We start from the raw sequence: 23,476 nt of genomic DNA, 5'->3' as shown, positions 1-23,476 counted from the left end.
ACGATGTTCCATCCCAGACGCACGCTCAGAACCCTGCTGCTCCCGCTAGCAGCGGGACTCGCCCTCACCGCCCTGCCCGCCACCTCCGCCCACGCCGCGAGCACACTGACCAACGGTGGCTTCGAAGCCGACGGCGCGGGCGCGGCCACACCGGGCGGCTGGTCCGAGTACGGCGACACCGGCGCCTCGTACACCGAGGCCGGCGGCCACGGCGGCGGCTACCGCCTCAGCCATTGGGCCTCCACCGCCTACAAGGTGGAGACGTACCAGTACCTGTCCGGACTCACCAACGGCACTCACAAGCTCACCGCCTGGGTGCGCTCCGGCGGCGGGCAGAAGTCCGCGTACATAGCGCTGAAGAACTGCGGCGGCGCCGAGCAGCGCACCGACCTGCCGGTCTCGGCCAGTGGGTGGATCAGGATCGTCGTGCCGGTCAATGTGACCACCAACCAGTGCACGATCAGCATCAACAGTGACGCGAACGCGGGCAACTGGATCAATGTCGACGACCTGACCTTCACGTCGGGCACGTCCGGTACGTCGATCAAGGGTGCCGACATCTCGTCCCTGCCCAAGAGCGAGGCCAAGGGCGGCGTCTACCGGCACGGCTCCGGCACGGCCGGCGACGCCCTGTCGATCCTGAAGTCGTCCGGCATGAACTACGCGCGCCTGAAGGTCTGGGTGAACCCGGCCGACGGCTACAACAACAAGGCGCACGTCCTGGCCCTGGCCAAGCGCGTCAAGGCGCAGGGCATGAAGCTGCTGGTCGACTTCCACTACTCGGACTTCTGGGCCGACCCGGGCCGCCAGGACAAGCCCGCCGCCTGGGCCGGCCACTCGTACAGTCGACTGAAGACCGACGTGTACAACCACACGTACGACGTGTTGAACGCCTTGAAGGCGCAGGGCACCACCGCCGACATGGTCCAGGTCGGCAACGAGATCAACGGCGGCATGCTGTGGAACGAGGGATCGACCTCCAACTGGTCGCAGCTGGCCGGTCTGCTCAACTCCGGCCACGACGCGGTCAAGGCGGTCGACTCGAACACGACCGTCGCCCTGCACCTCGCCAAGGGCGGTGACCTGGCAGGCACCCGCTGGTGGTTCGACAGCGCGCGCTCCAACGGCGTCAAGTTCGACGCGATCGGCCTGTCGTACTACGGCTACTGGCACGGCACGCTGGCCGACTTCCAGACGACCCTCGACGACGCGGCCTCCCGCTACGGCAAGCCGGTGTTCGTCGCCGAGACCGCCTACCCGTTCCGCTTGGACAGCGAGGACTCCCACGAGAACATCATCGACACCGGTGCCGAGCTGGTCTCCGGCTACCCGGCGACCGTGGCCGGCCAGACCCGGTGGATGAACGACGTGGCGAGCATCGTGGAGGCCGTCCCGAACGGCCGTGGCCTGGGCATCTTCTACTGGGAGGCGACCTGGACCGCGGTGAACGGCAACGGCTGGGACCCGACCGACCCGTCCTCCGGCAACGCCTGGGAGAACCAGGCGCTGTTCGGCTACGACGACCGGGCCCTGTCGTCGATGTCCTGGTTCCGCCACCGCTGACCGTGTGAGGGAGGGGGCCCGGCCGCAGGCACGCGGCCGGGCCCTCGCCCGTCCACGAACTCACCTGTGACATACGGCAGTTCGGTATCGGTCAAGGATGCCGAGTCTCGGACGCGGCGGCTTCGACTGCGCGACAGTGGGAAGACGCGGTAGGAGGACGAGAGCCGCGAGGCAGGGGCACGACATGCTGAGGACTCCCACGGACGAGACGCGCCTGCGCATCCTGGCCTGGCTGAAGGAACCCGGCCCCGCCGCGCACGGCGTCACCGCGGACGCCGTCGCCGAGAGGTTCTCGATACCACGCCCGCTCGCCCTCACCCACCTCCGGCTGCTCCGGGCCACCGGCATGCTGTGCACCAGCCGGTCCGCCGGCCGCGTGCACTACCACCGCGACGAGATGCGGATCGCCGAGGTCGCCCGGATGTTTGAAAAGGGCTGGTAGGCCACCCATACCACCCGGCACCACCCGGCACCACCCGGTACGACTCGGTGCGACCGGTACAGCGGAGATTCCCCCACGGTGAAGGACACACGTGATGGACCGTCCCACGGCACTCGTCCCACGCCACTACGTCGCGGTGGGCCCCGGCCCCGAGGACGTGGTCGCCGACCCGCGCGGCCGCGTGCTGACCGGATTGGCCGACGGCCGCATCCTGCGCCTGGACGGCCTGGGGGACCCGGTGACGGCCCGCACCGAGGTGATCGCCGAGACCGGCGGCAGGCCGCTCGGGCTCGAACTCCTCCCGGACGGTGACCTGCTGGTGTGCGACGCCGAACGCGGACTGCTGCGCGTCGGCACCGGCGACGGCACGGTCCGCGTCCTCGCCGACTCGGTGGCGGGGGAGCGGCTGCGGTTCGCCAGCAACGTCGTGTCCCTCTCCGACGGCAGCGTGTACTTCACCGTCTCCAGCCGCCGCCACCCCTTGGAGCACTGGATCGGCGACATCGTCGAACACACCGGAACGGGACGGCTGCTGCGCCTCGCCCCCGGCACGGACACCCCCGAGGTGGTGCTGGACGGCCTCCAGTTCGCCAACGGGCTCGCCGCCGGAGCCGACGAGTCGTTCCTCGTCGTCGCCGAGACCGGCGCCCGCCGGCTCACCCGCTACTGGCTCACCGGCCCCGGGCCGGCCGGAGCGAGCCCTTCGCCGAGAACCTCCCGGGCATGCCCGACAACCTCTGGCGCGGCGCCCCGGACGGACCGGTCTGGGTCGCGCTGGCCGGGCCCCGCGTGCCCGCCCTCGACCTGTTCCACCGCAGCACACCCGCGGTCCGCCGGGCCGCCGCCCGCGTGGCCGTACGCGCCCCGTTCCGCCCCACCGGCACCATCGCCGTCCTCGCCTTCGACGACGAGGGCCGCGTCGTCCACCACCTCGCCCGCCGCCACTCCGGGTACCGGATGGTCACCAGCGTGTGCGAAGCGGGCGGACACCTCGTGCTGGGCAGCCTCTGGGAGCCGGGCGTGGCGGTCTGCGAGCCGCCCGCCCCGAAGTGACGCCGGTTCGCCACCGGGGTTAACCTGAACCCCGGCCGCGGCACCTCCCGCGGCGCGGCGGTGGGGCCCGCCGTACCCGAACCGCGGCACGGACGCCGCCAACGGTCCCTACTTGCGACGGCACGCGCCCGCACGATCCCGGGCCCCGGCGAGTAGGAGACGTACGACCATGACGGCCCCCGAGGCGGAAAGCCTCCGCATCCAGCCCCCTGCCCCGCAGCCGCGCGCCTGGCGCACCCAGGCGCCGGTCGTCGCGGTGGTGGCGCTCGGCGGGGGAGCCGGGGCCGCCGCCCGGTACGCGGCGTCCCTGTGGTGGCCCTCGCACACGGGCGGCTTCCCCTGGACGACCTTCTGGGTCAACGTCGCCGGCTGTGCCGTGATCGGCGTGTTCATGGTGGTCATCACCGAGTTCCGGGCCGCCCACCGCCTGGTCCGCCCCTTCTTCGGCACCGGCGTCCTCGGGGGTTTCACGACCTTCTCGACCTACGCCGTCGACATCCAGAAGCTGGCCGACAGCGGCCATCTCCGCACCGGCCTGACGTACCTCGCGGCGACCCCGCTCGCGGCGCTCACGGCGGTCTGGCTCGCGGCCTGGTCGACCCGCCGCGCGTTGAAGTGGAGGCAACCATGACACGGCTGACCGGCAGGGCCCTGCGCCTGACCGTCTTCGTCGGCGAGAACGACACCTGGCACCACAAGCCCCTCTCCTCGGAGATCGTCCACCGGGCCCACGCGGCGGGGCTCGCGGGCGCCAGCGTCTTCCGGGGCGTCGAGGGTTTCGGCGCCTCCTCGCTGATCCACACCTCGCGGCTGCTGTCCCTGAGCGAGGACCTGCCGGTCGCCGTCGTGATCGTCGATACCGAGCCACGGGTCCGGGCCTTCCTGCCCCAGCTCGACGAACTCGTCACCGAGGGCCTGGTGACCCTCGACGACTGCGAGGTCATCCGCCCCCAGTCTGGGCTTCGCCCGACCGGGGGCACCCCCACCACCGGCCGGGAGGACACCCCGGGCGAAACGGACGCGAAGGGTAAGAGGTCGTTGTGAACTGGCTGCTGGTCGTCGGGGGCGCGATGGTCGGCGCGCCGCTGCGCTACCTCACCGACCGCGCGGTGCAGTCGCGGCACGACTCCGTCTTCCCCTGGGGCACCTTCGCGGTGAACCTCGCCGGCTGTCTGATCCTCGGCCTGCTCACCGGCGTCGCCGGACACGTCCAACTGCTGCTCGGCACGGGTTTGTGCGGGGCCCTGACGACGTACTCGACGTTCTCCTACGAGACGTTGCGGCTGGTGGAGACGGGCGCCCGCGGCTACGCCGTCCTCAATGTGACGGCGAGCCTGGCGGCCGGACTGGCGGCGGCGTTCGCGGGGGTCGCGCTCGCCCGAGGGTGAGACCGGCTCTCGCCCGAGTGTAGTAAGACTGGCCCCCGCTCCCGCTTCCTCCCTGCACAGAACTGGATCCCATGAGCGTCATCAACGTCGGTCAGGCCGTCGTCCTCGGAGCCGTCGAGGGGGTGACCGAGTTCCTGCCCGTCTCCTCCACCGGCCATCTGAAGATCGTCGAAGGGCTCATGGGCATCCCCGTCGACGACAGCGCCGTGATCGGGTTCTCGGCCGTCATCCAGGTCGGCGCGATCGCCGCGGTGCTCGTGTACTTCTTCAAGGACATCGTGCGGATCGTCTCCGCCTGGGGACGGGGCCTGTTCGACCGCGAGGAGCGCTACCACCACGACTACAAGTTCGCCTGGTGGGTCATCTGCGCGACCGTCCCGATCGTCGCCGTCGGACTCGCCGCCAAGCCGCTCATCGAGGGCCCGCTCGCCTCGCTGTGGGTGGTGGCCGGCTCGCTGATCGTCGGCAGCGGGGTGATGTGGGCGGCGGACCAGATGGGCCGGCACAAGCGCGGTGAGGACGACACCTCGTTCAAGGACGCCATGCTCGTCGGCAGCTCCCAGATCCTCGCCCTGCTCTTCCCCGGCTTCTCCCGGTCCGGCGCCACCATGTCCACGGCGCTGATCCTCGACCTGAACCGGGTCGCCGCCACCCGGCTCTCCTTCTTCCTCGGCATCCCCGCCCTGACCGGCGCAGGCCTCTACGAACTCAAGGACGCCCTGGGCACCGGCGTGGGCGCGGCCCCGCTCGCCGTCGGCACGATCGTGTCCTTCGTGGTGGCCTACGGCTCCATCGCCTGGCTGCTGAAGTTCGTCGCCAAGCACTCCTTCAACGCCTTCGTGATCTACCGGATCATCGTGGGAGTGCTGCTGTTCGGCTTGCTCGGCGCTGGTGTGCTGCACAGCTGACCGGTTGCGAGGGCCAGGGGGCCGGGAGCCTGAACGCGGGCTTCCGGCGCCCTGAACCGTTCCTTTCGGGCTCTTGACATGTGCCTCCCACGCCCCGCAGGATCACCCCGTGAACCTGTCAGACAGCCGGACAGCCGGACAGCCTGTGCGTCGCGTCAGTGCCATGGAAGCGGTGCTGGCGCATCTGCGCGGCGCCATCGAGCGCGGCGACTACGCGATCGGCGACAAGCTCCCGTCCGAGGCGGAGCTGTGCCGCACGCTGGAGGTCTCCCGGCCCGTGCTGCGCGAGGCGCTGCGGGCGCTGCAGACCATGGGCCTGACCGTCTCCAGGACCGGCAAGGGCACCTTCGTCGTCGCCAGTACCGTCGAGGACCCCACCTTCGGCGACTACTCGGCCAGCGACCTGCTGGAGGTGCGCCGCCACGTCGAGATCCCGGTCGCCGGGTACGCGGCCCGGCGCCGCACTCCGGAGAACCTCGACCACCTGGCCCACCTCCTGGACCGGATGGAGCGGGAGACGGACACCACCGCCTGGGTCGCGATGGACACGCTGTTCCACCTCGCCGTGGCCGAGGCCGCCCAGAACCCGGTCTTCCGCCGGGTCATCGAGGAGATCCGGGACGCGCTGGCCCGCCAGTCCGCCTTCCTCAACGAGCTGGGCGGCCGCCGCGAGCAGTCCAACCGCGAGCACCGGGCGATCGTCGAGGCGCTGATCGACGGTTCCGAGAACGACGCGGTGGAGGCCATGGCCCATCACCTCGACCGCGTCGAGACGACCCTCACCGACATCGTGCGCCCCGCGCGCACGGAGACACCCACGGAAGGCGGACCCGAGGCGTGAGCGAGCAGTCCCTGCACGAAGGCGTGCAGAAACGTTCCGGCCATGTCGATGCCGGAGACGCGGGCTACAGCAAGTCCCTGAAGTCCCGGCACGTCAACATGATCGCCATCGGCGGCGCCATCGGCACCGGCCTCTTCCTCGGCGCCGGCGGCCGCCTCGCCGACGCCGGCCCCTCCCTCTTCATCGCCTACGCCGTCTGCGGCCTCTTCGCCTTCCTCGTCGTGCGCGCCCTCGGCGAACTCGTGCTGTACCGGCCCTCCTCCGGTGCCTTCGTGTCGTACGCCCGCGAGTTCATGGGGGAGAAGGGCGCCTACACAGCGGGCTGGATGTACTTCCTCAACTGGGGGACCACCGGCATCGCCGACATCACCGCCGTGGCCACCTACACCCACTACTGGGGCATGTTCTCCGACATCCCGCAGTGGGTGATCGCGCTCATCGCGCTGGCGGTCGTGCTCACCGTGAACCTGATCTCGGTGAAGATCTTCGGCGAGCTGGAGTTCTGGTTCGCGATCATCAAGGTCGGCGCGCTCGTCGTCTTCATGTGCATCGGCATCTTCCTGCTGGTCACCCAGCACCCCGTCGACGGCCACAGCCCGGGCCCGTCCCTGATCAGCGACAACGGCGGCGTCTTCCCCCACGGCCTGCTGCCCATGCTGCTGATCATCCAGGGCGTCGTCTTCGCCTACGCCTCCGTCGAACTGGTCGGCGTCGCGGCCGGTGAGACCGAGAACCCCGAGAAGATCATGCCGAAGGCGATCAACTCGATCATGTGGCGCGTGGGCCTGTTCTATGTCGGCTCGGTCGTCCTGCTGTCGATGCTGCTGCCGTGGAACACGTACACGGCGGGGAGAGCCCCTTCGTCACGGTGCTGTCCAACATCGGCGTCCCCGCGGCCGGCGGCGTGATGAACCTCGTCGTCCTCACCGCCGCGATGTCCTCACTCAACTCCGGCCTGTACTCCACCGGCCGCATCCTGCGCTCCATGGCCATGGCCGGATCCGCGCCCAGGTTCACCTCCGTCATGAGCCGCAGCCAGGTCCCCTACGGCGGCATCCTGCTCACCAGCGGCATCTGCGTCCTGGGTGTCGGCCTCAACTTCGTCGTGCCCGCCGAGGCGTTCGAGATCGTGCTGAACTTCGCCGCGATCGGCATCCTCGCCACCTGGGGCATGATCATGATCTGTCACCTTCTCTTCTGGCAGAAGACCCAGAAGGGCGAGCTGACCCGCCCGGGCTACCGGCTGCCGGGCTCCCCCTGGACCGAGATCGTGACGCTGGCGTTCCTCGCCTCCGTCCTGGTCCTCATGTACGCCGACGGCGGCGCGGGCCGCACCACGGTGCTGTGCCTGCCGCTGATCGTCGGGGCACTGGTCGCCGGATGGTTCGCCGTCCGCGGCCGTGTCGCGCACAAGTCCACCACCGGAGCCGACGCGTGACAGACGCGCCGCTCCAGGAAAAGCAGGCAGTGATGTACAGCAGTTCCCTCGCGGACGCACCCCTTGTCCGCGAACCCGTCCACGCCCCCGTCGCCCACCTCATACGCGGCGGAATCGTCGAAGGCATCCACTACGGCTCCGTCGTCGTCCTCGGAGCCGACGGAGAGGTCCAGCTCCAGATCGGAGACATCGAGGCCGCCTTCTACCCCCGCTCCGCGCTCAAGCCCGTCCAGGCCGTGGCCATGGCCCGGGCCGGGCTCCCGCTCGACGGCGACCTGCTGTCGCTGACCGCGGCCAGCCACTCCGGCGAGGAACGCCACCTCGCCGGTACCCGGTGCATCCTCGAACTCGCCGGACTCACCGAGGGCCACCTGCGCAACGTCCCGGACCTGCCGTTCGACCCGGTCGTCCGGGACGCCTGGGTGCGCGAGGGCCGGCTGCCCTCCCGGCTCGCCCAGAACTGCTCCGGCAAGCACGCGGCCATGCTCTACACCTGCACCCTCAACGGCTGGCCGCTGGAGAACTACCTCGACCCCGGCCACCCGCTCCAGCAGGCCATCGCCGAGATCGTCGAGGACCTCACCGGGCAGCGCATCACCGGGGTCACCGTCGACGGCTGCGGCGCGCCCCTGTTCTCCATCTCCCTGCACGGCCTCGCCCGGGCCACCGCCCGGATCGCCACCGCCGCGCCGGGCACGCCCGAGGCCCGCGTCGCCGACGCGATGCGCGAACACGCCGAGATGGCCTCTGGCTCCGGCCGGGACGTCGCCGCGCTGATGCGGGCCGTGCCCGGGCTCCTCACGAAGGACGGTTTCGAGGGCGTGCAGGTCGCTGCGCTGCCGGATGGCCGGGCCGCGGCGGTGAAGATCGCCGACGGTGCGAACCGGGCGCGTGTGCCGGTGGCTGCCGCCGCGTTGGCCCGGGCAGGCGTCGACCCCGGGCTGCTCACAGAGTTCGCCGGCGAGCCGCTTCTCGGAGGCGGCCGGGAGGTCGGGCGTGTGCGGCCCGTTCGCTCGCTGGAGCCCGTTGTCGGATCGGCTCGCGCCTGACGGCGTGCTGGATCCATCCGTCGGCGGCTGCGGGCCGTCTGTGATTGATCGCGCAGTTCCCCGCGCTCCTTCAGGGCGACTCACCCTCACCCCCTTAGAAAAAAGGACCCTCACCCTCATGACCGCCGCCACCCGCTCCGAACACGATCTGCTCGGCGACCGTGACGTTCCCGCCGAGGCCTACTGGGGTGTGCACACCCTGCGGGCCACCGAGAACTTCCCCATCACGGGCACCCCGATCTCCGCCTACCCGCACCTGATCGACGCCTTGGCCGCAGTCAAGGAGGCGGCCGCTCGCGCCAACGAGGAACTCGGCCTGCTGGAGCCGGAGAAGGCCGCCGCGATCGTCGCGGCCTGCCGCGAGATTCGCGCGGGGAAGCTGCACGACCAGTTCGTCGTCGACGTCATCCAGGGCGGGGCCGGCACCTCGACCAACATGAACGCCAACGAGGTCGTGGCGAACCGGGCGCTGGAACTGCTGGGCCATGCCAAGGGTGAGTACCGGTACCTGCACCCGAACGAGGACGTCAACCTCGGCCAGTCCACCAACGACGTCTACCCGACCGCCGTGAAGATCGCGACGGTGTTCGCGGTACGTGGACTGCTCGACGCGATGGCCGTCCTCCAGGACGCCTTCGCGGCCAAGGCCGTCGAGTTCCGTGACGTGCTCAAGATGGGCCGTACACAGTTGCAGGACGCGGTGCCGATGACGCTCGGTCAGGAGTTTTCCGCGTACGCCGTCATGATGGACGAGGACCGGTCCCGTCTTGCCGAGGCCGTCGAGTTGATCCATGAGATCAACCTCGGCGCCACAGCGATCGGGACGGGCTTGAATGCCCCCGTCGGGTACGCCGAGGCGGCCCGCCGTCACCTCGCGGCCATCACCGGCCTGCCCCTGGTGACGGCGGCCAACCTGGTCGAGGCGACGCAGGACTGCGGCGCGTTCGTCCAGATGTCCGGCGTGCTCAAGCGCATCGCGGTCAAGCTCTCCAAGAGCTGCAACGACCTGCGGCTGCTGTCCTCCGGTCCGCGCGCCGGGCTCGGCGAGATCAACCTGCCGCCGGTGCAGGCCGGTTCGTCCATCATGCCCGGCAAGGTCAACCCGGTGGTCCCCGAGGTCGTCAACCAGGTCGCCTTCGAGGTGATCGGCAACGACGTCACCATCACCATGGCCGCCGAGGCCGGACAGCTCCAGCTCAACGCCTTCGAGCCGATCATCCTGCACTCCCTGTCGGAGAGCATCACGCACCTGCGCGCCGCCTGCCTCACTCTCGCCGAACGCTGCGTCGACGGCATCACCGCCAACACCGAGACGCTGCGCGCGACCGTCGAGAACTCCATCGGCCTCGTGACCGCCCTCAACCCGCACATCGGCTACACGGCCGCCACCGACATCGCCAAGGAAGCCCTCGCCACCGGACGGGGCGTGGCCGAACTCGTCCTGGAGAAGGGCCTGCTGCCCGCCGAGACGCTCGCCGACCTGCTGCGCCCGGAGATCCTTGCAGGCAGCGGTCCGGCTCCGGCGGCCTGACCCAAGCGAGCACACGGGACCGGCAGCAAGGGACAATCGAGATCATGACGTCGTCGACGACTTTCCAGCCGGTCCTGGAGCGCATCGCAGAGGAGATCGAGCGGACTCCCGGCCGTGGCCGGCCCGCCGACTACATCCCGGCGCTCGCAGCCTGTGACCCGCGCAGCTTCGGCATGGCCGTCGCCGAGCCGGACGGCACGGTGTACGGCGTGGGGGAGTGGCGGCGGCCGTTCTCCGCGCAGTCCATCACCAAGGTCTTCACCCTCGCCCTCGTCCTGGCCCGCGAGGGCGACGCCCTGTGGGAACACGTGGGCCGCGAGCCGTCCGGCAACCCCTTCAACTCCCTGGTGCAGCTGGAGTACGAGAACGGCATCCCGCGCAACCCGTTCATCAACGCGGGCGCCCTCGTCGTCACCGACCGGCTGCACACCCGTACCGGCGACGCGTCGGGCGAACTGCTGGCGTTTCTGCGGACGGAGAGCGGCAACCAGGACCTCACCTTCGACAAGGAGGTCGCGGTCTCCGAATCCGCGCACGGCGACCGCAACGCCGCGCTCGGGCACTTCATGGCGTCCTACGGCAACATCGACAACCCGGTGCCGGTCCTGCTCGACCAGTACTTCCGGCAGTGCTCGATCGCGGCGTCCTGCGCCGACCTCGCCCTCGCCACGACCTTCCTCGCCCGCCACGGCGTCCGCGCCGACGGCACCCGTCTGCTCACCCTCAGCCAGGCCAAGCAGATCAACGCGATCATGCTGACCTGCGGCACGTACGACGCGGCGGGCGACTTCGCCTACCGTGTGGGCCTGCCCGGCAAGAGCGGTGTGGGCGGCGGCATCATCGCGGTCGTGCCGGGCCGCTGCACGCTGTGCGTGTGGAGCCCGGGCCTGGACGAACGGGGCAACTCGGTGGCAGGCGTGGCGGCCCTGGACAGATTCACGACGCTGACCGGATTGTCGGTGTTCTGACAGAACCTCCTGGCCCCCACCGATCACCGGCCGGTCACACTCCCGCTGCCCTCCAGAGGGCTCCACGTCGCCATGAAGCCACCCCACGTTGACACGCTGCCCGAGTGTTGGCCATGGCTTTCCCCGTCGATCTCCGCCGCTGCCAGATACTCGGTCTGGCCGGTACCGCCTTCCTCGCGGCAGGCGGTGAGACGGCCGGAGCCCTGCCCGTACGGGACCTCCTCCACCCGGCCTCCGCACGCACCGCCCTGGGCCTGGTGGGGGTGTACTTCGGACTCGTCCTGCTGATCGCGGCCTGGGCACTGCTGGGCCGCCTGGTCCGCGGTCCGAGACCGCCCGCTCCTCGCGCCCTGCTGCTCGTCCTCGCCGTCTGGTCCGCCCCGCTGCTGCTCGCCCCGCCGCTGTTCAGCCGGGATGTGTACAGCTACCTCGCCCAAGGGGCCATGGTCGACGCGCACATGGACGTGTACGCGCACGGGCCGTCCCGGCTCGGCGGCCCGCTCGCCGACGAGGTCGCGCCGCTCTGGCGGCACACCGGCGCCCCGTACGGCCCGGTGTTCCTCGCCGTGGCGGGGGCCCTGTCGGCGCTGACGCGCGGTGAACTGCCCGCCGGGCTCTTCGGAATGCGGCTCCTGGCGCTCACCGGCGTCGCCCTGATGGCGGCCGCGCTGCCCCGCCTCGCCCGCCACAGCGGCGCGGATCCGTCCGCCGCACTGTGGCTGGGCGCCCTCAACCCGCTCGTCCTGCTGCACCTGGTCGCGGGCGCCCACAACGATGCCGTCATGCTGGGCCTGCTCGGCGCCGGCCTGGTGGCGGCGCTCGGCCGGTGGCCGTTCCTCGGCGCCGTCCTCGTCACGCTCGCCGCGCTGGTCAAGGCGCCCGCCGTGCTCGGGCTGGTCGCCGTCGTCGTCCTCCAGGTCCGCGGGGGCCGAGGGACGGCGAAGGCCCTCGTGACGACCGTCGTCGCGGCCGCGGGGACGACCGTCGCCGCCACGGCCGCGGCGGGCACCGGATACGGCTGGATCGGCGCCCTGAACACTCCCGTCTCGCCCCAGAACTGGGCCCTGACCACCCTGCTCGGCCGCGCCACCCGGGCCCTGCTGGAACACCTCGGCAGCGATCTCGCGCCCCTGGCGATCCCCGCCTGGCACGCCCTGGGCGTCGTGGCGGCCGGGGCCGCGATCGTCCTGATATGGCTCCGGCTGCGCCCGCGACCGGTGTACGCGCTGGGCCTGAGCCTGGCGGCGGTGGCCGCGCTCGGCCCGGCGATCCGCCCCTGGTACGCCCTGTGGGGCCTGTTCCTCATCGCCGCCGCCGCGCCCAGCACGTCCGTACGCCACCGCATGGCGGCCGTGACCGGCGTGCTGGCGCTCAGCGTCCTGCCCAGCGGCGGCCCGGCCGACACCGGGCAACTCGTGCTGGCCGTCTCCGGCGGCGCACTCGCGGTCGTCGTGCTGTGGCAGGCCCACCAGGCCGAGCTGGCACCGGCGCTGGGACGCACGGCATGACCCCGGCCCTGCCGCGCACCGACCGCGGACGACTGCTGCTCGTACTCGCCCTCGCCACGGTGGTGACGGTCTTCACCGCGACCGTGCCCCTGCTGCGCGACTGGTTCGACCTGCGCGTCTACTACGGCAGCATCGACAGCTGGGTCCACCACGGCGGCCGGATCTACGACTACCAGGTCCCCGGCACGACGTACGGCTTCACCTACCCGCCGTTCGCCGCCGTCGTCATGCTGCCGATGGCCCTGCTGGACCTCCACACCGCGATCGCCGCCGCCCTGCTGCTCAACCTGGCGGCCCTGGTCCTGGTCCTGCGGCTGCTCGCGGGGCCGGCCTGGCGGCGCCACGGCTGGTACGGCTGGGCCCTGACCGCCTGCGTCCTCGCGCTGTTCGAACCGCTCCGCGACACCTTCAGCTTCGGCCAGGTGAATCTGCTGCTGCTGGCTCTCGTCCTCACCGACGCGGCGCTGCTCGCCACCGGACGCACACGCTGGGCGGGCATCGGCATCGGACTGGCGGCCGCGATCAAGCTCACGCCGGCGTTGTTCATCGGTCTGCTGCTGGTGGCCAGGCGGTGGCGCGCGGCGGCGGTCGCCACAGTCGTCGCCCTCGGCGCCACGGCCCTCGCGGCATCGGCGGACCCCGGGGCCTCACGCTTCTACTGGACCGAGGCGCTGTGGGACACCAACCGGGTGGGCCGCCTCGGCTATGTCTCGAACCAGTCGGTGCAGGGCATCCTGGCCCGGCTGGGCGAACCGGACCGGGCGGTGTGGACGGCGGCGGTTGTGCTGGTCCTCGGCGTGTGGGCGCTGCGGGCCCGCCGGGCGGTCGCCGTGGGGGACTGGACGGCGGCGTTCGCCCTGACCGGCCTCGCCGCCTGTCTCGTCAGCCCGATCACCTGGGTGCACCATCTCGTATGGCTGCTGCCGTCCTTCGCCGTGCTGATCCGTACCGGGCACGTCCGGATCGCGGGCGCCCTGTACGCGGTGCTGTGCACCAGCGTGGTGTGGCTCTGGTTCGACGACGCGTCCGGCGTCGACGGGTTCCTGGGCGGCAACACCTACGCCTGGATCACCCTGGGCCTGCTGCTGTGGCTGCCGGTCGGTCAGCAGCCTCCGGACCGGCGGACCGGCAGCCGAAGCACCAGCACCACGACCGCCGAGCCCAGCCCGGCGGCACCCGCGATCAGCCCCACGTTCGTCCAGGCGGAGTCGGCCTCGTCCGGCACGGCGGCCGCGACGGCGGGTGGAGTCGCCGCGACCGGTCGCGCGGCAGGCTTCGACGTGTCGAGCGAACCCACCGGTTCGACCCGGCTGCCCGCCTCGAAGCCCCAGTCGAGCAGCGAGCGGGCCTCCTCGTACACCGCGGAGCTGCCGCCCTCCTGAGGGTTCATCACCGTCACGACGAGGGTGCGCCCGTCGCGCCGCGCAGCCGCGACGAGCGTGTTGCCCGCCTTGCTGGTGTAGCCGTTCTTGATGCCGATCAGCCCCCGGTACGGCTTCACACCGCGGGCGCCGCTCAGCAGCCGGTTGGTGTTGCGGATCGGGTACGACCAGCCTCCGCCGCCCGGGAATCTGGCCTCGACGGTGGCGCAGTACCGGGCGAAGTCGGGGTTGCGCAGCCCGATCCGGCCGAAGACCGCCAGATCGAACGCCGACGACACCTGGCCCGGCGCGTCGTAGCCGTCCGGGGAGACCACGTGTGTGTCGCGGGCGCCGAGGGACCGGGCCTTGGCCTGCATGCGCTCAGCCGTGGCCCGCCAGCCGCCGTTGAGTTCGGCCAGGACGCGCACGGCGTCGTTGCCGGAGTTGAGGAAGACACCCCGCCACAGGTCGGCGACCCGGTAGGTACGGCCCTCGGTGACCCCGACCAGGCTGCTGCCGGTCCCGATGCCCCGGAGTTCCTGCTCGCGGACCGTGTGCCGGATGCCTGCCGGCAGCGTGGGCAGCACCGTGAGGGCGAACAGGGTCTTCAGGGTGCTGGCCGGGGGCAGCCTGCGGTGCGCGTTGTGGGCGGCGAGCACCTCGCCGGTGCGGGCGTCGGCCACCAGCCAGGACAACGCGGAGGTCTCCGGGAGGCGGGGCGCCCCGGCACGCGGGCGGACCTGGGTGCCAGGGCGGTCCAGCAGGGAGGGGTGCGGCGCCGCCGCCCTCGGCCCGGCCGGCGGACTGGGTTCCGCCCTGCCCGAACTGGCCGCCGCGGCGGGCATCAGGGACAGCAGCCCTGCCACACAGAGCGCACAGGTCGATGCGGCCACCCGGGAAGAGAATCCGTTGATCATGTGATCAACGTAGAAACGGATGTCCGCCGCGCCGCGACGACCGGGCCGCGCACCACGCGCGAGCACCCGGATGCCGCACGTGCGGGGTCCCACATTCCTCCGGGCCGCCCTCGCAGGTATCAGCCCCGAGCGGGAATGGCAGACGGGCCGGACCGACCACAACGCAGCACAAGCGCACGGCGAACTGGCAGCCCTCCATCCGCGTGTGACGAAGCCTCGGCTGAGGGGCGGCGCACGTGGTTCGGGGCCCACCCTCCTGATGCCGCGGGCAGTTCCACGGTGACGCGGAGCCCGCCGGCAAGGCGTGGGGTAAGCGTGAGGGTTCCGTCGCGTGCCTCGGTGATGGACCGCAACAGGGCACCGTCTGGGTCAACACCGGCGTCCGCCCCAAGGCCGTGGTGCTCACCGTCGAGAACGGCTGAGCAGGAGCAGTGCCTCGGTGAGGTCGATGGCCCGGGTGTTGACGGTGGCAAGGAGGCCGAGCACCGGGATGATTCGTAAGCGCGAGGACGAGCGGCGGGGCACCGTCCGAGCAGGCCGCGTAGTTCTTGCCGTCCGCCGCCTTCGGCAGCGGGCGGCCGGGCGCGGCCGAGTCCCCTCCGTGTGGAGGCGGTGGACGAGTTCGCCGGTGTCGTGGTTCGGATCGGCGCGGGCGACTTCGATGAGTGTCTTCGAGATCGCCAGCGGGGTCTGCAGCTCGTGCGAGGCGTTGGCTGCGAATCTCTGCTGCTGCGCGACGTGCGCTTCGAGCTGCGCGAGCATCATGTCGAAGGCGTCGGCGAGTTCGCGGAACTCGTCCTTGCGGCCCGGCAGCCGGATCCGGTGGGACAGCGATCCGGCCGCGGCCGCGCGGGTGGCGTGTGTGATGCGGTGCATGGGCGCGAGCATGCGGCCGGCGAGGAGCCAGCCTCCCAGGAGACCGAATACCAGGAGGAACCCCGGCGTGGGGCCGCGTCAAGACCGAGTGGCGCAGCGAGTCCCTCGGCTGGTTCCACGGCCGTCGCCTTCCATCCCACAGCACAGGCGGACCGGGCTGACGTGCAGGCCGACCTCAGTCCGACGGCAGCGTCGGCCGGATGCGCCGTAGGAACGTCGCGTTGTCCGGGGTATCGCGCATGCGTTCCAAGAGGGTCTCCAGGGCGCCCTGCCCGTCCCGGTTCTGCAGCACGCGCCGCAGGCCGTGTACGGCCACCAATTCCGCCGGGGGCAGCAGAAGTTCCTCGCGACGGGTGCCGGAGGGGATGATGTCGACGGCCGGGAACACGCGGCGGGAGGCCGGATCGCGGCTCAGGCGGAGCTCCATGTTGCCTGTGCTCTTCAGCTCCTCGAAGTAGAAGTCGTCGGCCCGGGAACCGGTCTCCACCAGCGCCGTCGCGAGGATCGTGAGGGAACCGCCCTCCTCGGCCGACCGGGCGGCGCCGAAGAACCGCTTGGGGCCGGTCAGCGCGGACGCGTCGACACCGCCGCTGAGGGTGCGGCCTCCGGACGAGGCCGCGTTGTTGTGCGCCCGGCACAGCCGGGTGAGCGAGTCGAGGAGGATCACGACGTCCTCGCCCGCCTCGACGAGCCGCTTGGCCCGTTCGATCACGAGCTCGGCGAGCGCGACGTGCTGCTCGGCACTCCGGTCGAAGGTCGAGGCGTACACCTCGCCCCGCACGCAGCGCCGCATGTCGGTGACCTCCTCGGGCCGCTCGTCGAGCAGCAGCATCATCAGCCGGCACTCGGGATGGTTGCCGGTGACGGCGGCCGCGAACTGCTGGAGGAGGACGGTCTTGCCGGTCTTGGGCGGGGCCACGAGAAGCCCGCGCTGGCCCTTGCCGACCGGTGCGATCAGGTCGACGACCCGGCCGGCCAGTCCGGCGGCCGGGTGTTCGAGACGCAGGCGCTGATGCGGATGCAGCGGTGTCAGGTCCCTGAAGTGACGTCGGCCGTGCAGCTTCCCGGGCTCGCGGCCCTCGACCCGTACGACGTCGGTCAGGCCGGGCCGCTCGCCGCGCACGCACTCGACGAGGTCGCCCTTGCGCAGGCCGTACCGGCGGATCAGGGCGGGGGAGACCGAGGGGTCGGCGGGCGAGGGCCGGCAGTTCCCGGCGCGCAGATGCCCCTTGCCTCCCGTGTCGATGTCGAGGACTCCGGTCACGGGCAGGGCCTGCTGATGAGCGGCTGGGTTTTCGAGTGTGGTGGTCATGGTGGTGTGTCCTTTCACGGACGGCAGGCATGGGACATGCGAAGGGGGAGGGAGAGAGCCGCGAGGGGAGGGCCTGGGGCATGCCTCCGGCGGCGGGAGAACAGCACCTCGGGTACGACAGAGCACGTCAGGGTGCCGGAAATGATGGAGAGAAACGGAGAACCGCACCGGCGCCCACAGAGAGGGGCGTGCACAGGTGCTGTTCGCAGGCTACCACCCGACAGGGCACCGGGCGAGAGACATGCGCGTCAGCGTGTGGCCGGCAGCCCGTACAGCAGAGGGATCCGCGGCGCGGTCAGCCGCCACCAGCCGGACTCCGTGCGGACCATCTGCAACCAGCGCGGCCAGGGAAGTTCGTGGCTTACGCGGCTGGTGCGCGCGCGTACCCACCATCCTGAGGCAGTGAGCTCCCCTAGGCTGAGCCGATGTTCCGCCCCGAAGGCCCCAGTCTGCGTGAGCTCGCAGTTCAGGCGCTGTCATCCGTCGAGCGCGGCTACGACCTCCTCGCGCCGAAGTTCGACCACACCCCGTTCCGGACGCCCGACGCGGTCCTCGACGCCGTCGAGTCGGCGCTGCGGCGGACGGGACCCTTTGACGCCGGACTCGACCTGTGCTGCGGCACCGGCGCGGGCGTCGGCGTGTTGGAGGGCGTGTGCCGGGAGCGGGTCGTCGGTGTCGACTTCAGTGCGGGCATGCTCGACGTGGCCCGGGAGCGGGTCCGGCCGGCGGGGCCGCCGGTCTCCTTCGTCCGTGCGGATGCCCGCGCCCTGCCCTTCGGACCCGCCTTCGACCTGGTGGTGAGCTTCGGGGCCTTCGGGCACTTCCTGCCTCGCGAGCTGCCCGGGCTGTTCGGGCAGGTCCGCTCCGTCCTGCGGCCGGGTGGCTGCTTCGCGTTTCCGCTGGTGGCCCCGCCCCGCCCGGGCTCGCTCGGCTACTGGACGCTGCTCGGCTTCGACGCGGTGATGCAGATGCGCAACGCGCTGTGGCGGCCTCCGTTCGTCATGTACTACCGCGCGTACCGCTTCGGGGACGTACGGCGTGAGCTCGCCCGGGCCGGCTTCCGGGTGGATCTCCACGCGCTGACGGAGTTCGGGCGGCGCCCGGACGGCAGCCCGAGGGTCCGCCTGGTCGTCGCCCGGACCCCTGGCTAGTCAGCCGCGCAGGAAGTTCAACAGATCGGCGTTGAACGCCTCCTCGAAATCGCCCGCCAGACCGTGCGGGGCGCCCGGGTACACCTTCAGTGTCGCGTCCTTGACCAGCTGGGCGGTCCGATGGGCCGAGGCGCCGATCGGCACGATCTGGTCGTCGTCGCCGTGCGCGACCAGCGTCGGCACGTCGATCCGCCGCAGGTCCTCGGTGAAGTCGGTCTCCGAAAACTGCGCGACGCAGTCGTAGGCGCCCTTCAGCCCGGCCTGCATGCTCCACGTCCAGAACGCCCGCCGCATACCCTCCGACACGGCGGCCCCGGGCCGGTTGAAGCCGTAGAAGCTTTCGCTCAGCTCCCAGTAGAACTGCGAGCGGTCCGCCGCCACGGCCGCGCGGATCCCGTCGAAGGCGTCCTTCGGAGCGCCTTCCGGATTGGCCTCCGTCCGCAGCATCAGCGGCGGCACCGCACCCAGCAGCACGGCCTTGGCGACCCGCGCGGTCCCGTGCCGCCCGATGTAACGGGCCACCTCGCCGCCGCCGGTCGAATGGCCCACCAGGACCGCGTCGTTGAGGTTCAGCGCCTCGATCAGCTCGGCCAGGTCGTCGGCGTACCGGTCCATGTGGTTGCCCTGCCACGGCTGATCCGAGCGGCCGTGCCCGCGGCGGTCGTGCGCGATCGCCCGGAACCCGTGCTCGGCAACCAGACGCGCCTGCCCGTCCCAGGCGTCCGCGTTGAGGGGCCAGCCGTGGCTGAACACCACGGGCTGCCCCTCGCCCCAGTCCTTGTAGAAGATCTCGGTTCCGTCGGACGTGGTGAGCGTGCTCATGGGAATCCTCTCGGTGGGCGTGACCTCTGTCCTTGTTTTCGATGATCTCTCCGAAATCCCGGGGTTGCGCCACCGGCGCCGGTACGAGGCGTTCGGCAGCGCCCACGGCACGGTGTGGTTTTTCTCGCCCGAGATGATCGGTAGCGGCCCGCGCTTTGGGTTGGCCGGTTCGGTGAGCACCGGCGCCGCCGAGCGCGGCGACGACACGGGCAGCGGCAGCACGCCCCGGAACGACGCCCGGTGGAGCGCGACCGAGGCGGCGGACAGGCCCCGCCCGGCGAGAATCTGCGTGGGCAGTCCGCCGAACGAGTGACGGGTACCGGCCGGCTTGCGCTCGAGCCCGCCGATCAGTCCCGCGAGGTGGTCGGCGACCTGCCCGACCGTCCTGCCGGCGAAGACCTCGGAAGGCCGGTCGGCCTCCCCCCGGTAATCGTCCGAACCTCGGGTTTCTCCGACCCCAGCCACTCCAAGGCCGCGTCCGGTGTGACGCCCCGGCGGTGGCGGGCGTCGGCGTCCGGCCCGGCAGGGTGAACTGGTGGACCAGCGCGTCCCGTTGGGGGTCTACCACGAGGTCGGTGATCTCCAGCGGAGGCGCGCACTGGCCGTGCACTCGCCGGGTGGCCCGCACCGACGGCGTGCTCGCGGGGCGGGTGATGGCGTCGCGGTGGTGCGGCGTCAGACCGGCCCGGCGCATCCAGTCGCAGGCTCGCCGCAGGCGCGCGGCGGCGGTGCCGTCGGCGCGGCGGTGGTAGCGGGGCGGTCGGGTGGATCGGCAGAAACCGGCCCGCCCGCGCGTCGGCCGTCAGAGCGCGCTGTACAGGGCGTCGATCAGCGCCATCTTCCGCGGGTCGTCCGCGACATGCGGCCCCATACGGTTCATCACGTACCCCATCGACACCTCCGCCTCCGGATCGGCGAGCCCGCAGGAGCCGCCGAAGCCGTCATGACCGAAAGCACGCGGGTTGGGTCCGTAGGAGCCGTTGGGGCCGCTGAGCCACAGCCCCAGTCCCGCCTCGGTCTCGCCCAACCCGGCGCCGAGCACCAGATCCCGGCAACTGCCCTGTCCCTCGCGCACCCGCTCGGCCGCCTCGGGGGACAGGACGCGGTGGCCTCCGAACGAGCCGCGCCCCGCGAAGACGCCGTAGAGCTCGGCGACCGCACGCGCGGTGCCGTGCCCGTTCGCCGCGGGTATCTCGGCGGCGCGCCACCCGGGCGTGGCGGCCGCGGCGGCGGACACCGGGGGGTTGGTCAGCGCGGCGATCGCCGCGGGCGCCAACTGGGCGAAGACGGCGGCCTGTTCACTGCTCGCCGCGACCGCCGGCTGGTCCAGCTCGGCCACCCGCCCGTAATCCTTCTCCGGCAGGCCGATGCGGAAGTCGATGCCCAGCGGCCCGGTCACCTCCCGCTCCAGGAAGGCCCCCGGCATCAGCCCCGACACCCGCCGCACGACCTCGCCGACCAGATGGCCGTAGGTCAGCGCGTGATAGCCGGACGTGGTTCCCGGTTCCCACCAGGGCTGCGTCGCCGCGAGCCGCTGTGTGGTCAGCTCCCAGTCGCAGAGCTGCTCCAGCGAGTGCGGTTCGCGCAGTCCGGCCAGACCGGCGCGGTGGGACAGCAGGTGCCGTACGAGGACCTTCTCCTTGCCCGCCGCGGCGAACTCCGGCCAGTACACGGCCACCGGCGCGTCGAGGTCCAGCAGCCCCCGGTCGGCCAGGATGTGCGCGCACAGTGCAACCGGTCCCTTGGTCGTGGACCACACGTTGACCAGCGTGTCCTGTTCCCACGGCCGGGTGTGTGCCGCGTCGGCCCAGCCGCCCCACAGGTCCACCACCGTTGTGCCGCCGACGGTGACGGCCACCGCGGCACCCAGTTCGCCCCGTTCCCGGACGTTCTCCTCGAACGCCCTGCGTACCGCCGTGAAACGCGCGTCGCAGCGACCGTGCACCTGTGCCTCGTTCTCGGACATGGCCCCTCCACCACTTCGCCGGGCCGGGCCGCCGAGGAGCGGCCCGGGCGCGAAGAACGTACCGACTGGTCGGACCTGGTGGAAGGTCGCGCCGGTGAAACGGCCGGATCAGTCGCCGGTCAGCGGCGGGATCAGATGTACGAGCGCATCCAGCGCAGCTTGGCCGCCTCCTGGAAGGGGCCGCCGCCCTCGTGGTCGTTGAAGTCGTACACCTCGATCGTCTTGTCCTCGTGGCTCCAGGCGTTGAAGGCCGCGAAGACGGTCGAGGGCGGGCAGGTCTGGTCCTCCAGGGCGGCTGAGAAGAGTGCGGGAGCCCCGCCCCGGGTGGCGAAGTGGACGCCGTCGAAATAGGAGAGCGTGCGCAGCGCCTGCTCGGTACGGCCGCGGTGTGTCTTGAGGTACAGGCCGATCTCCCGGTACGGGTGGCGGTCCGTGAGCGTCGCCGCGCGCGGGTAGTCGCACAGGAACGGCACGTCCGGCGCGATGCCGGCCAGGTCCGGTATCAGGCCGCCCACCGCGATCGTGATGCCGCCGCCCTGGCTGCCACCGACAGCGACCGTACGCGTCGGGTCGGTGAGCGGGTGCGAGCGGGCCGCCTCCACGGCACGCACGGCATCCGTGAAGACCCGGCGGTAGTAGTAGTTCTCCGGCGCGTCGATACCGCGCGTCATGAAGCCGGGGTACGCGGGGGCGCCGCCCACCGGGTCCGCCGTGCCGCCGCCCGCGCCCCAGGCGCTGCCCTGTCCGCGGGTGTCCATCACGAAGTGCGCCCGGCCCGTGGACGCCCACAGCAGATGCTCGTGCGGCAGCCCGCGTCCTCCGCCGTAGCCGATGAACTCCACGACCAGCGGCAGCGGGCCGTCCGCCCCCGCCGGCAGCGTCAGCCAGCCCTTGACCGGATGACCGCCGAACCCGGCGAAGGTCACGTCGAAGACCTGCACAGTGGACAGTCCCGTGTCGACCGGCTCGAAGCGGGCGGCCAGGTCGTGCTCACGCGCCTCCTGGAGCGTCTTGGACCAGAACGCGTCGAAGTCCTCGGGCTCGGTGGACGCGCTGCGGTACTCGCGGAGTTCGTCGAGAGGAAGGTCGAACAGGGCCATGTAGGACCGCCTTGGGTGAGGAACGGATGCGGAGACAGTGCGGATGATCACACTACGTGAGTGGTCGGAGGACTCGCCAGGTCCTTACCGCGGCACGATTCCGGGGCGGTGCGTGTTCCCGGTGGTGAAGTGCTGGTCAGGAGTGTGGGGGTGTGGGCGTGGGGCAGCGCGGCGGGTGGATTGTCAGGCGTGGGTGGTCGGGTCACCTGCCGGGCATCGGCCGCGTCACGCGTCGCGATGTGTCCATTCCGGCTCCGTACGGGCCCACTCCCGCTCCCACTCGGCCAGCCGGCGGCGCAGGGCGATCCGCCGCACGACGGAGTGGCCGAGGAGCACCACGAGCACCACACCACCCGCGGCACACGTGCCGATGGTGAGGGTGTGCTGCCAGACCCCGGTGTCGTCCACCGGCGGGGGCACGCTCCGCCCCCGGGAGTCGAACCACACGTCCACGACCTCACCGGGCCGGGTGTCCCCGGGGACCCGTGCCGTCGCGGTGCGCGTGCCCTCGCCCGGCTCGGTCCAGCGCACGGTGGCCCGGTACGCGTGCTGCCCGCCGGACTGCACCGACGGCAGCGACTCGCCCTCCCCGCCGACGACCTCGGCGCGGACGCGATGACGCTCGGCCTGTTGCTCCGCCGAGACCGACCGCGCCTCGCCATGGGCCCATCGGGCGGCGGCCGCCCCCACCAGGGGCGCGCCCACGACGATCAGGACGACGACCAGCAGCAGCGTCCACGCCTCGACGACATCCGACCGGCGCCGCAGCGGACTGTGCCGCCAACGCCAGCCGCGCACCCGGGTTCGCATGTCGACCTCCTCGCCGTCACCGCGGCCGGAGGGCCGGACCGGCCGTGCGGTGGCGGCGCCGTCGCTCCCTCCACGTCACGTCACGCGTGCGAGTTCCCACACGGGTCGGGTACCCCCTCCGGCACACATCGATCGCTCGGCACGGCCCGGGTTGCCGCGTGCCGGAGCCCTCCGGCCGGAGTGCCCGGGCCGGCCGCGGCGAAACACCGGGCGCGCCCCTGTGGCGAGCCACACGCCACCCCTGTGACACCACCAGAGGAGGGGGCGCGTCGAGGTCAGCCGAACCGCTCGATGCGGATGCGTTCCACCGGCTGACCGGCCGTCACGAGCAGCCGGGAGGCGTGCTCGGCGGAGGAGTTGGAGCCGCACACATAGGCCTCTCACCCACCGGAAGGTTGGTCGGCCAGGAGCGGCGCCACATGTGCGGCCGCCATACGTCCCACCGGCACACCCTCCGGCGCGCGTACCGGTT

At 71.6% G+C, this 23,476-nt stretch carries 19 protein-coding genes and 8 pseudogenes; 16 read left to right on the top strand and 11 right to left on the bottom strand.

Annotation, left to right across the window (positions count from 1 at the left end; all coding sequences use genetic code 11):
• Nucleotides 1-3: 3 nt before the first annotated feature.
• The 14 genes and pseudogenes from V8690_RS02255 to V8690_RS02190 all read left to right on the top strand — a co-directional run bounded on the left by V8690_RS02255 (nucleotide 4) and on the right by V8690_RS02190 (nucleotide 14,071).
• Nucleotides 4-1,563, top strand: a complete 1,560-nt coding sequence (locus V8690_RS02255; protein WP_338775612.1) for an arabinogalactan endo-1,4-beta-galactosidase — start codon at nucleotides 4-6, stop codon at nucleotides 1,561-1,563.
• A 184-nt stretch (nucleotides 1,564-1,747) separates the two neighbouring features.
• A complete protein-coding gene (locus V8690_RS02250) occupies nucleotides 1,748-2,005 on the top strand; it encodes a winged helix-turn-helix domain-containing protein (RefSeq protein ID WP_338775611.1) in 258 nt (85 codons plus the stop codon).
• Nucleotides 2,006-2,099: 94 nt separating this feature from the next.
• A pseudogene (locus tag V8690_RS02245) lies at nucleotides 2,100-3,058 on the top strand (SMP-30/gluconolactonase/LRE family protein).
• 169 nt (nucleotides 3,059-3,227) lie between these two features.
• Nucleotides 3,228-3,689 carry a fluoride efflux transporter CrcB gene (gene crcB / locus V8690_RS02240; RefSeq protein ID WP_338775610.1) on the top strand — a complete coding sequence of 154 codons (462 nt, stop codon included), beginning with the start codon at nucleotides 3,228-3,230 and terminating at the stop codon, nucleotides 3,687-3,689.
• Nucleotides 3,686-4,102 (top strand): DUF190 domain-containing protein, encoded by a 417-nt coding sequence (locus V8690_RS02235; protein WP_338775609.1) that lies wholly within the window; start codon nucleotides 3,686-3,688, stop codon nucleotides 4,100-4,102. Before crcB (V8690_RS02240) ends, V8690_RS02235 begins: the two co-directional genes overlap by 4 nt.
• A complete protein-coding gene (gene crcB / locus V8690_RS02230) occupies nucleotides 4,099-4,446 on the top strand; it encodes a fluoride efflux transporter CrcB (RefSeq protein ID WP_338775608.1) in 348 nt (115 codons plus the stop codon). The genes V8690_RS02235 and crcB (V8690_RS02230) overlap by 4 nt, the downstream gene beginning before the upstream one ends.
• A 71-nt stretch (nucleotides 4,447-4,517) precedes the next feature.
• Nucleotides 4,518-5,354, top strand: coding sequence for an undecaprenyl-diphosphate phosphatase (locus V8690_RS02225; protein WP_338775607.1), 837 nt, complete (start codon nucleotides 4,518-4,520; stop codon nucleotides 5,352-5,354).
• A gap of 163 nt (nucleotides 5,355-5,517) precedes the next feature.
• On the top strand, nucleotides 5,518-6,195 hold the full coding sequence (locus V8690_RS02220) for a FadR/GntR family transcriptional regulator (protein ID WP_338775606.1): 678 nt from the start codon (nucleotides 5,518-5,520) through the stop codon (nucleotides 6,193-6,195).
• Nucleotides 6,192-7,633: pseudogene (locus tag V8690_RS02215) on the top strand (amino acid permease). The gene V8690_RS02220 and the pseudogene V8690_RS02215 overlap by 4 nt, the downstream one beginning before the upstream one ends.
• Before the next feature lie 32 nt (nucleotides 7,634-7,665).
• Nucleotides 7,666-8,682, top strand: a complete 1,017-nt coding sequence (locus V8690_RS02210; RefSeq protein WP_338785213.1) for an asparaginase — start codon at nucleotides 7,666-7,668, stop codon at nucleotides 8,680-8,682.
• 118 nt (nucleotides 8,683-8,800) lie between these two features.
• A complete protein-coding gene (aspA, locus tag V8690_RS02205) occupies nucleotides 8,801-10,213 on the top strand; it encodes an aspartate ammonia-lyase (protein WP_338775605.1) in 1,413 nt (470 codons plus the stop codon).
• A 44-nt stretch (nucleotides 10,214-10,257) separates the two neighbouring features.
• Nucleotides 10,258-11,181 carry a glutaminase gene (locus tag V8690_RS02200; RefSeq protein ID WP_338775604.1) on the top strand — a complete coding sequence of 308 codons (924 nt, stop codon included), beginning with the start codon at nucleotides 10,258-10,260 and terminating at the stop codon, nucleotides 11,179-11,181.
• A gap of 113 nt (nucleotides 11,182-11,294) precedes the next feature.
• Nucleotides 11,295-12,689 carry a polyprenol phosphomannose-dependent alpha 1,6 mannosyltransferase MptB gene (gene mptB / locus V8690_RS02195; protein WP_338775603.1) on the top strand — a complete coding sequence of 465 codons (1,395 nt, stop codon included), beginning with the start codon at nucleotides 11,295-11,297 and terminating at the stop codon, nucleotides 12,687-12,689.
• The gene (locus tag V8690_RS02190) at nucleotides 12,686-14,071 is read left to right on the top strand and encodes a glycosyltransferase 87 family protein (protein WP_338775602.1); all 1,386 of its coding nucleotides are present in this window, start codon (nucleotides 12,686-12,688) and stop codon (nucleotides 14,069-14,071) included. The genes mptB and V8690_RS02190 overlap by 4 nt, the downstream gene beginning before the upstream one ends.
• An 11-nt stretch (nucleotides 14,072-14,082) precedes the next feature.
• Here V8690_RS02190 and V8690_RS02185 read toward each other — a convergent pair.
• The 5 genes and pseudogenes from V8690_RS02185 to V8690_RS02165 form a co-directional block, all read right to left on the bottom strand.
• Nucleotides 14,083-14,895 (bottom strand): annotated as a pseudogene (locus V8690_RS02185) (serine hydrolase); the annotation flags it as partial.
• 191 nt (nucleotides 14,896-15,086) lie between these two features.
• Nucleotides 15,087-15,326, bottom strand: a pseudogene (locus tag V8690_RS02180) (hypothetical protein); the annotation flags it as partial.
• Nucleotides 15,327-15,567: 241 nt separating this feature from the next.
• Nucleotides 15,568-15,903, bottom strand: a pseudogene (locus tag V8690_RS02175) (HAMP domain-containing protein); the annotation flags it as partial.
• A 115-nt stretch (nucleotides 15,904-16,018) separates the two neighbouring features.
• Complete coding sequence (gene rho / locus V8690_RS02170) at nucleotides 16,019-17,155, bottom strand: transcription termination factor Rho (RefSeq protein WP_338775601.1); 1,137 nt, start codon at nucleotides 17,153-17,155, stop codon at nucleotides 16,019-16,021.
• Between the two features lie 248 nt (nucleotides 17,156-17,403).
• Nucleotides 17,404-17,523, bottom strand: a pseudogene (locus V8690_RS02165) (SAM-dependent methyltransferase); the annotation flags it as partial.
• 57 nt (nucleotides 17,524-17,580) lie between these two features.
• On the opposite strand from V8690_RS02165, the gene V8690_RS02160 reads away from it, so the two are divergent.
• Entirely contained in the window at nucleotides 17,581-18,306 is a 726-nt protein-coding gene (locus V8690_RS02160; protein ID WP_338775600.1) for a class I SAM-dependent methyltransferase, read from the top strand.
• On the opposite strand, the gene V8690_RS02155 is transcribed toward V8690_RS02160, so the two are convergent.
• A complete protein-coding gene (locus V8690_RS02155) occupies nucleotides 18,307-19,128 on the bottom strand; it encodes an alpha/beta hydrolase (RefSeq protein WP_338775599.1) in 822 nt (273 codons plus the stop codon).
• Here V8690_RS02155 and V8690_RS02150 point away from each other — a divergent pair.
• Nucleotides 19,115-19,441 (top strand): hypothetical protein, encoded by a 327-nt coding sequence (locus V8690_RS02150; RefSeq protein WP_338775598.1) that lies wholly within the window; start codon nucleotides 19,115-19,117, stop codon nucleotides 19,439-19,441. The genes V8690_RS02155 and V8690_RS02150 overlap by 14 nt on opposite strands.
• A gap of 207 nt (nucleotides 19,442-19,648) precedes the next feature.
• On the opposite strand, the pseudogene V8690_RS02145 reads toward V8690_RS02150, so the two are convergent.
• The 5 genes and pseudogenes from V8690_RS02145 to V8690_RS02125 form a co-directional block, all read right to left on the bottom strand.
• Nucleotides 19,649-19,882: pseudogene (locus tag V8690_RS02145) on the bottom strand (GntR family transcriptional regulator); the annotation flags it as partial.
• Between the two features lie 48 nt (nucleotides 19,883-19,930).
• Nucleotides 19,931-21,094 (bottom strand): serine hydrolase domain-containing protein, encoded by a 1,164-nt coding sequence (locus V8690_RS02140; RefSeq protein WP_338775597.1) that lies wholly within the window; start codon nucleotides 21,092-21,094, stop codon nucleotides 19,931-19,933.
• 131 nt (nucleotides 21,095-21,225) lie between these two features.
• On the bottom strand, nucleotides 21,226-22,194 hold the full coding sequence (locus V8690_RS02135) for an acetylxylan esterase (protein ID WP_338775596.1): 969 nt from the start codon (nucleotides 22,192-22,194) through the stop codon (nucleotides 21,226-21,228).
• Nucleotides 22,195-22,419: 225 nt separating this feature from the next.
• Nucleotides 22,420-23,004: a hypothetical protein gene (locus V8690_RS02130; protein WP_338775595.1), complete on the bottom strand. Its 585-nt coding sequence runs from the start codon at nucleotides 23,002-23,004 to the stop codon at nucleotides 22,420-22,422.
• A gap of 275 nt (nucleotides 23,005-23,279) precedes the next feature.
• Nucleotides 23,280-23,465 (bottom strand): annotated as a pseudogene (locus V8690_RS02125) (oxidoreductase); the annotation flags it as partial.
• Nucleotides 23,466-23,476 lie beyond the last annotated feature (11 nt).

The organism is Streptomyces sp. DG1A-41 (genome assembly GCF_037055355.1).
Classification (GTDB): Bacteria; Actinomycetota; Actinomycetes; order Streptomycetales; family Streptomycetaceae; genus Streptomyces.
The sequence above is the reverse complement of the archived record's forward strand: the minus strand, read 5'-3'. Positions and strand labels throughout refer to the sequence as shown.

Coding starts and splice junctions, on each gene's coding strand:
- V8690_RS02255 (WP_338775612.1), top strand. CDS start 4: ATGTTCCATCCCAGACGCACGCTCAGAACCCTGCTGCTCCCGCTAGCA.
- V8690_RS02250 (WP_338775611.1), top strand. CDS start 1,748: ATGCTGAGGACTCCCACGGACGAGACGCGCCTGCGCATCCTGGCCTGG.
- crcB (WP_338775610.1), top strand. CDS start 3,228: ATGACGGCCCCCGAGGCGGAAAGCCTCCGCATCCAGCCCCCTGCCCCG.
- V8690_RS02235 (WP_338775609.1), top strand. CDS start 3,686: ATGACACGGCTGACCGGCAGGGCCCTGCGCCTGACCGTCTTCGTCGGC.
- V8690_RS02225 (WP_338775607.1), top strand. CDS start 4,518: ATGAGCGTCATCAACGTCGGTCAGGCCGTCGTCCTCGGAGCCGTCGAG.
- V8690_RS02220 (WP_338775606.1), top strand. CDS start 5,518: ATGGAAGCGGTGCTGGCGCATCTGCGCGGCGCCATCGAGCGCGGCGAC.
- V8690_RS02210 (WP_338785213.1), top strand. CDS start 7,666: ATGTACAGCAGTTCCCTCGCGGACGCACCCCTTGTCCGCGAACCCGTC.
- aspA (WP_338775605.1), top strand. CDS start 8,801: ATGACCGCCGCCACCCGCTCCGAACACGATCTGCTCGGCGACCGTGAC.
- V8690_RS02200 (WP_338775604.1), top strand. CDS start 10,258: ATGACGTCGTCGACGACTTTCCAGCCGGTCCTGGAGCGCATCGCAGAG.
- mptB (WP_338775603.1), top strand. CDS start 11,295: ATGGCTTTCCCCGTCGATCTCCGCCGCTGCCAGATACTCGGTCTGGCC.
- V8690_RS02190 (WP_338775602.1), top strand. CDS start 12,686: ATGACCCCGGCCCTGCCGCGCACCGACCGCGGACGACTGCTGCTCGTA.
- rho (WP_338775601.1), bottom strand. CDS start 17,155: ATGACCACCACACTCGAAAACCCAGCCGCTCATCAGCAGGCCCTGCCC.
- V8690_RS02160 (WP_338775600.1), top strand. CDS start 17,581: ATGTTCCGCCCCGAAGGCCCCAGTCTGCGTGAGCTCGCAGTTCAGGCG.
- V8690_RS02155 (WP_338775599.1), bottom strand. CDS start 19,128: ATGAGCACGCTCACCACGTCCGACGGAACCGAGATCTTCTACAAGGAC.
- V8690_RS02140 (WP_338775597.1), bottom strand. CDS start 21,094: ATGTCCGAGAACGAGGCACAGGTGCACGGTCGCTGCGACGCGCGTTTC.
- V8690_RS02135 (WP_338775596.1), bottom strand. CDS start 22,194: ATGGCCCTGTTCGACCTTCCTCTCGACGAACTCCGCGAGTACCGCAGC.
- V8690_RS02130 (WP_338775595.1), bottom strand. CDS start 23,004: ATGCGAACCCGGGTGCGCGGCTGGCGTTGGCGGCACAGTCCGCTGCGG.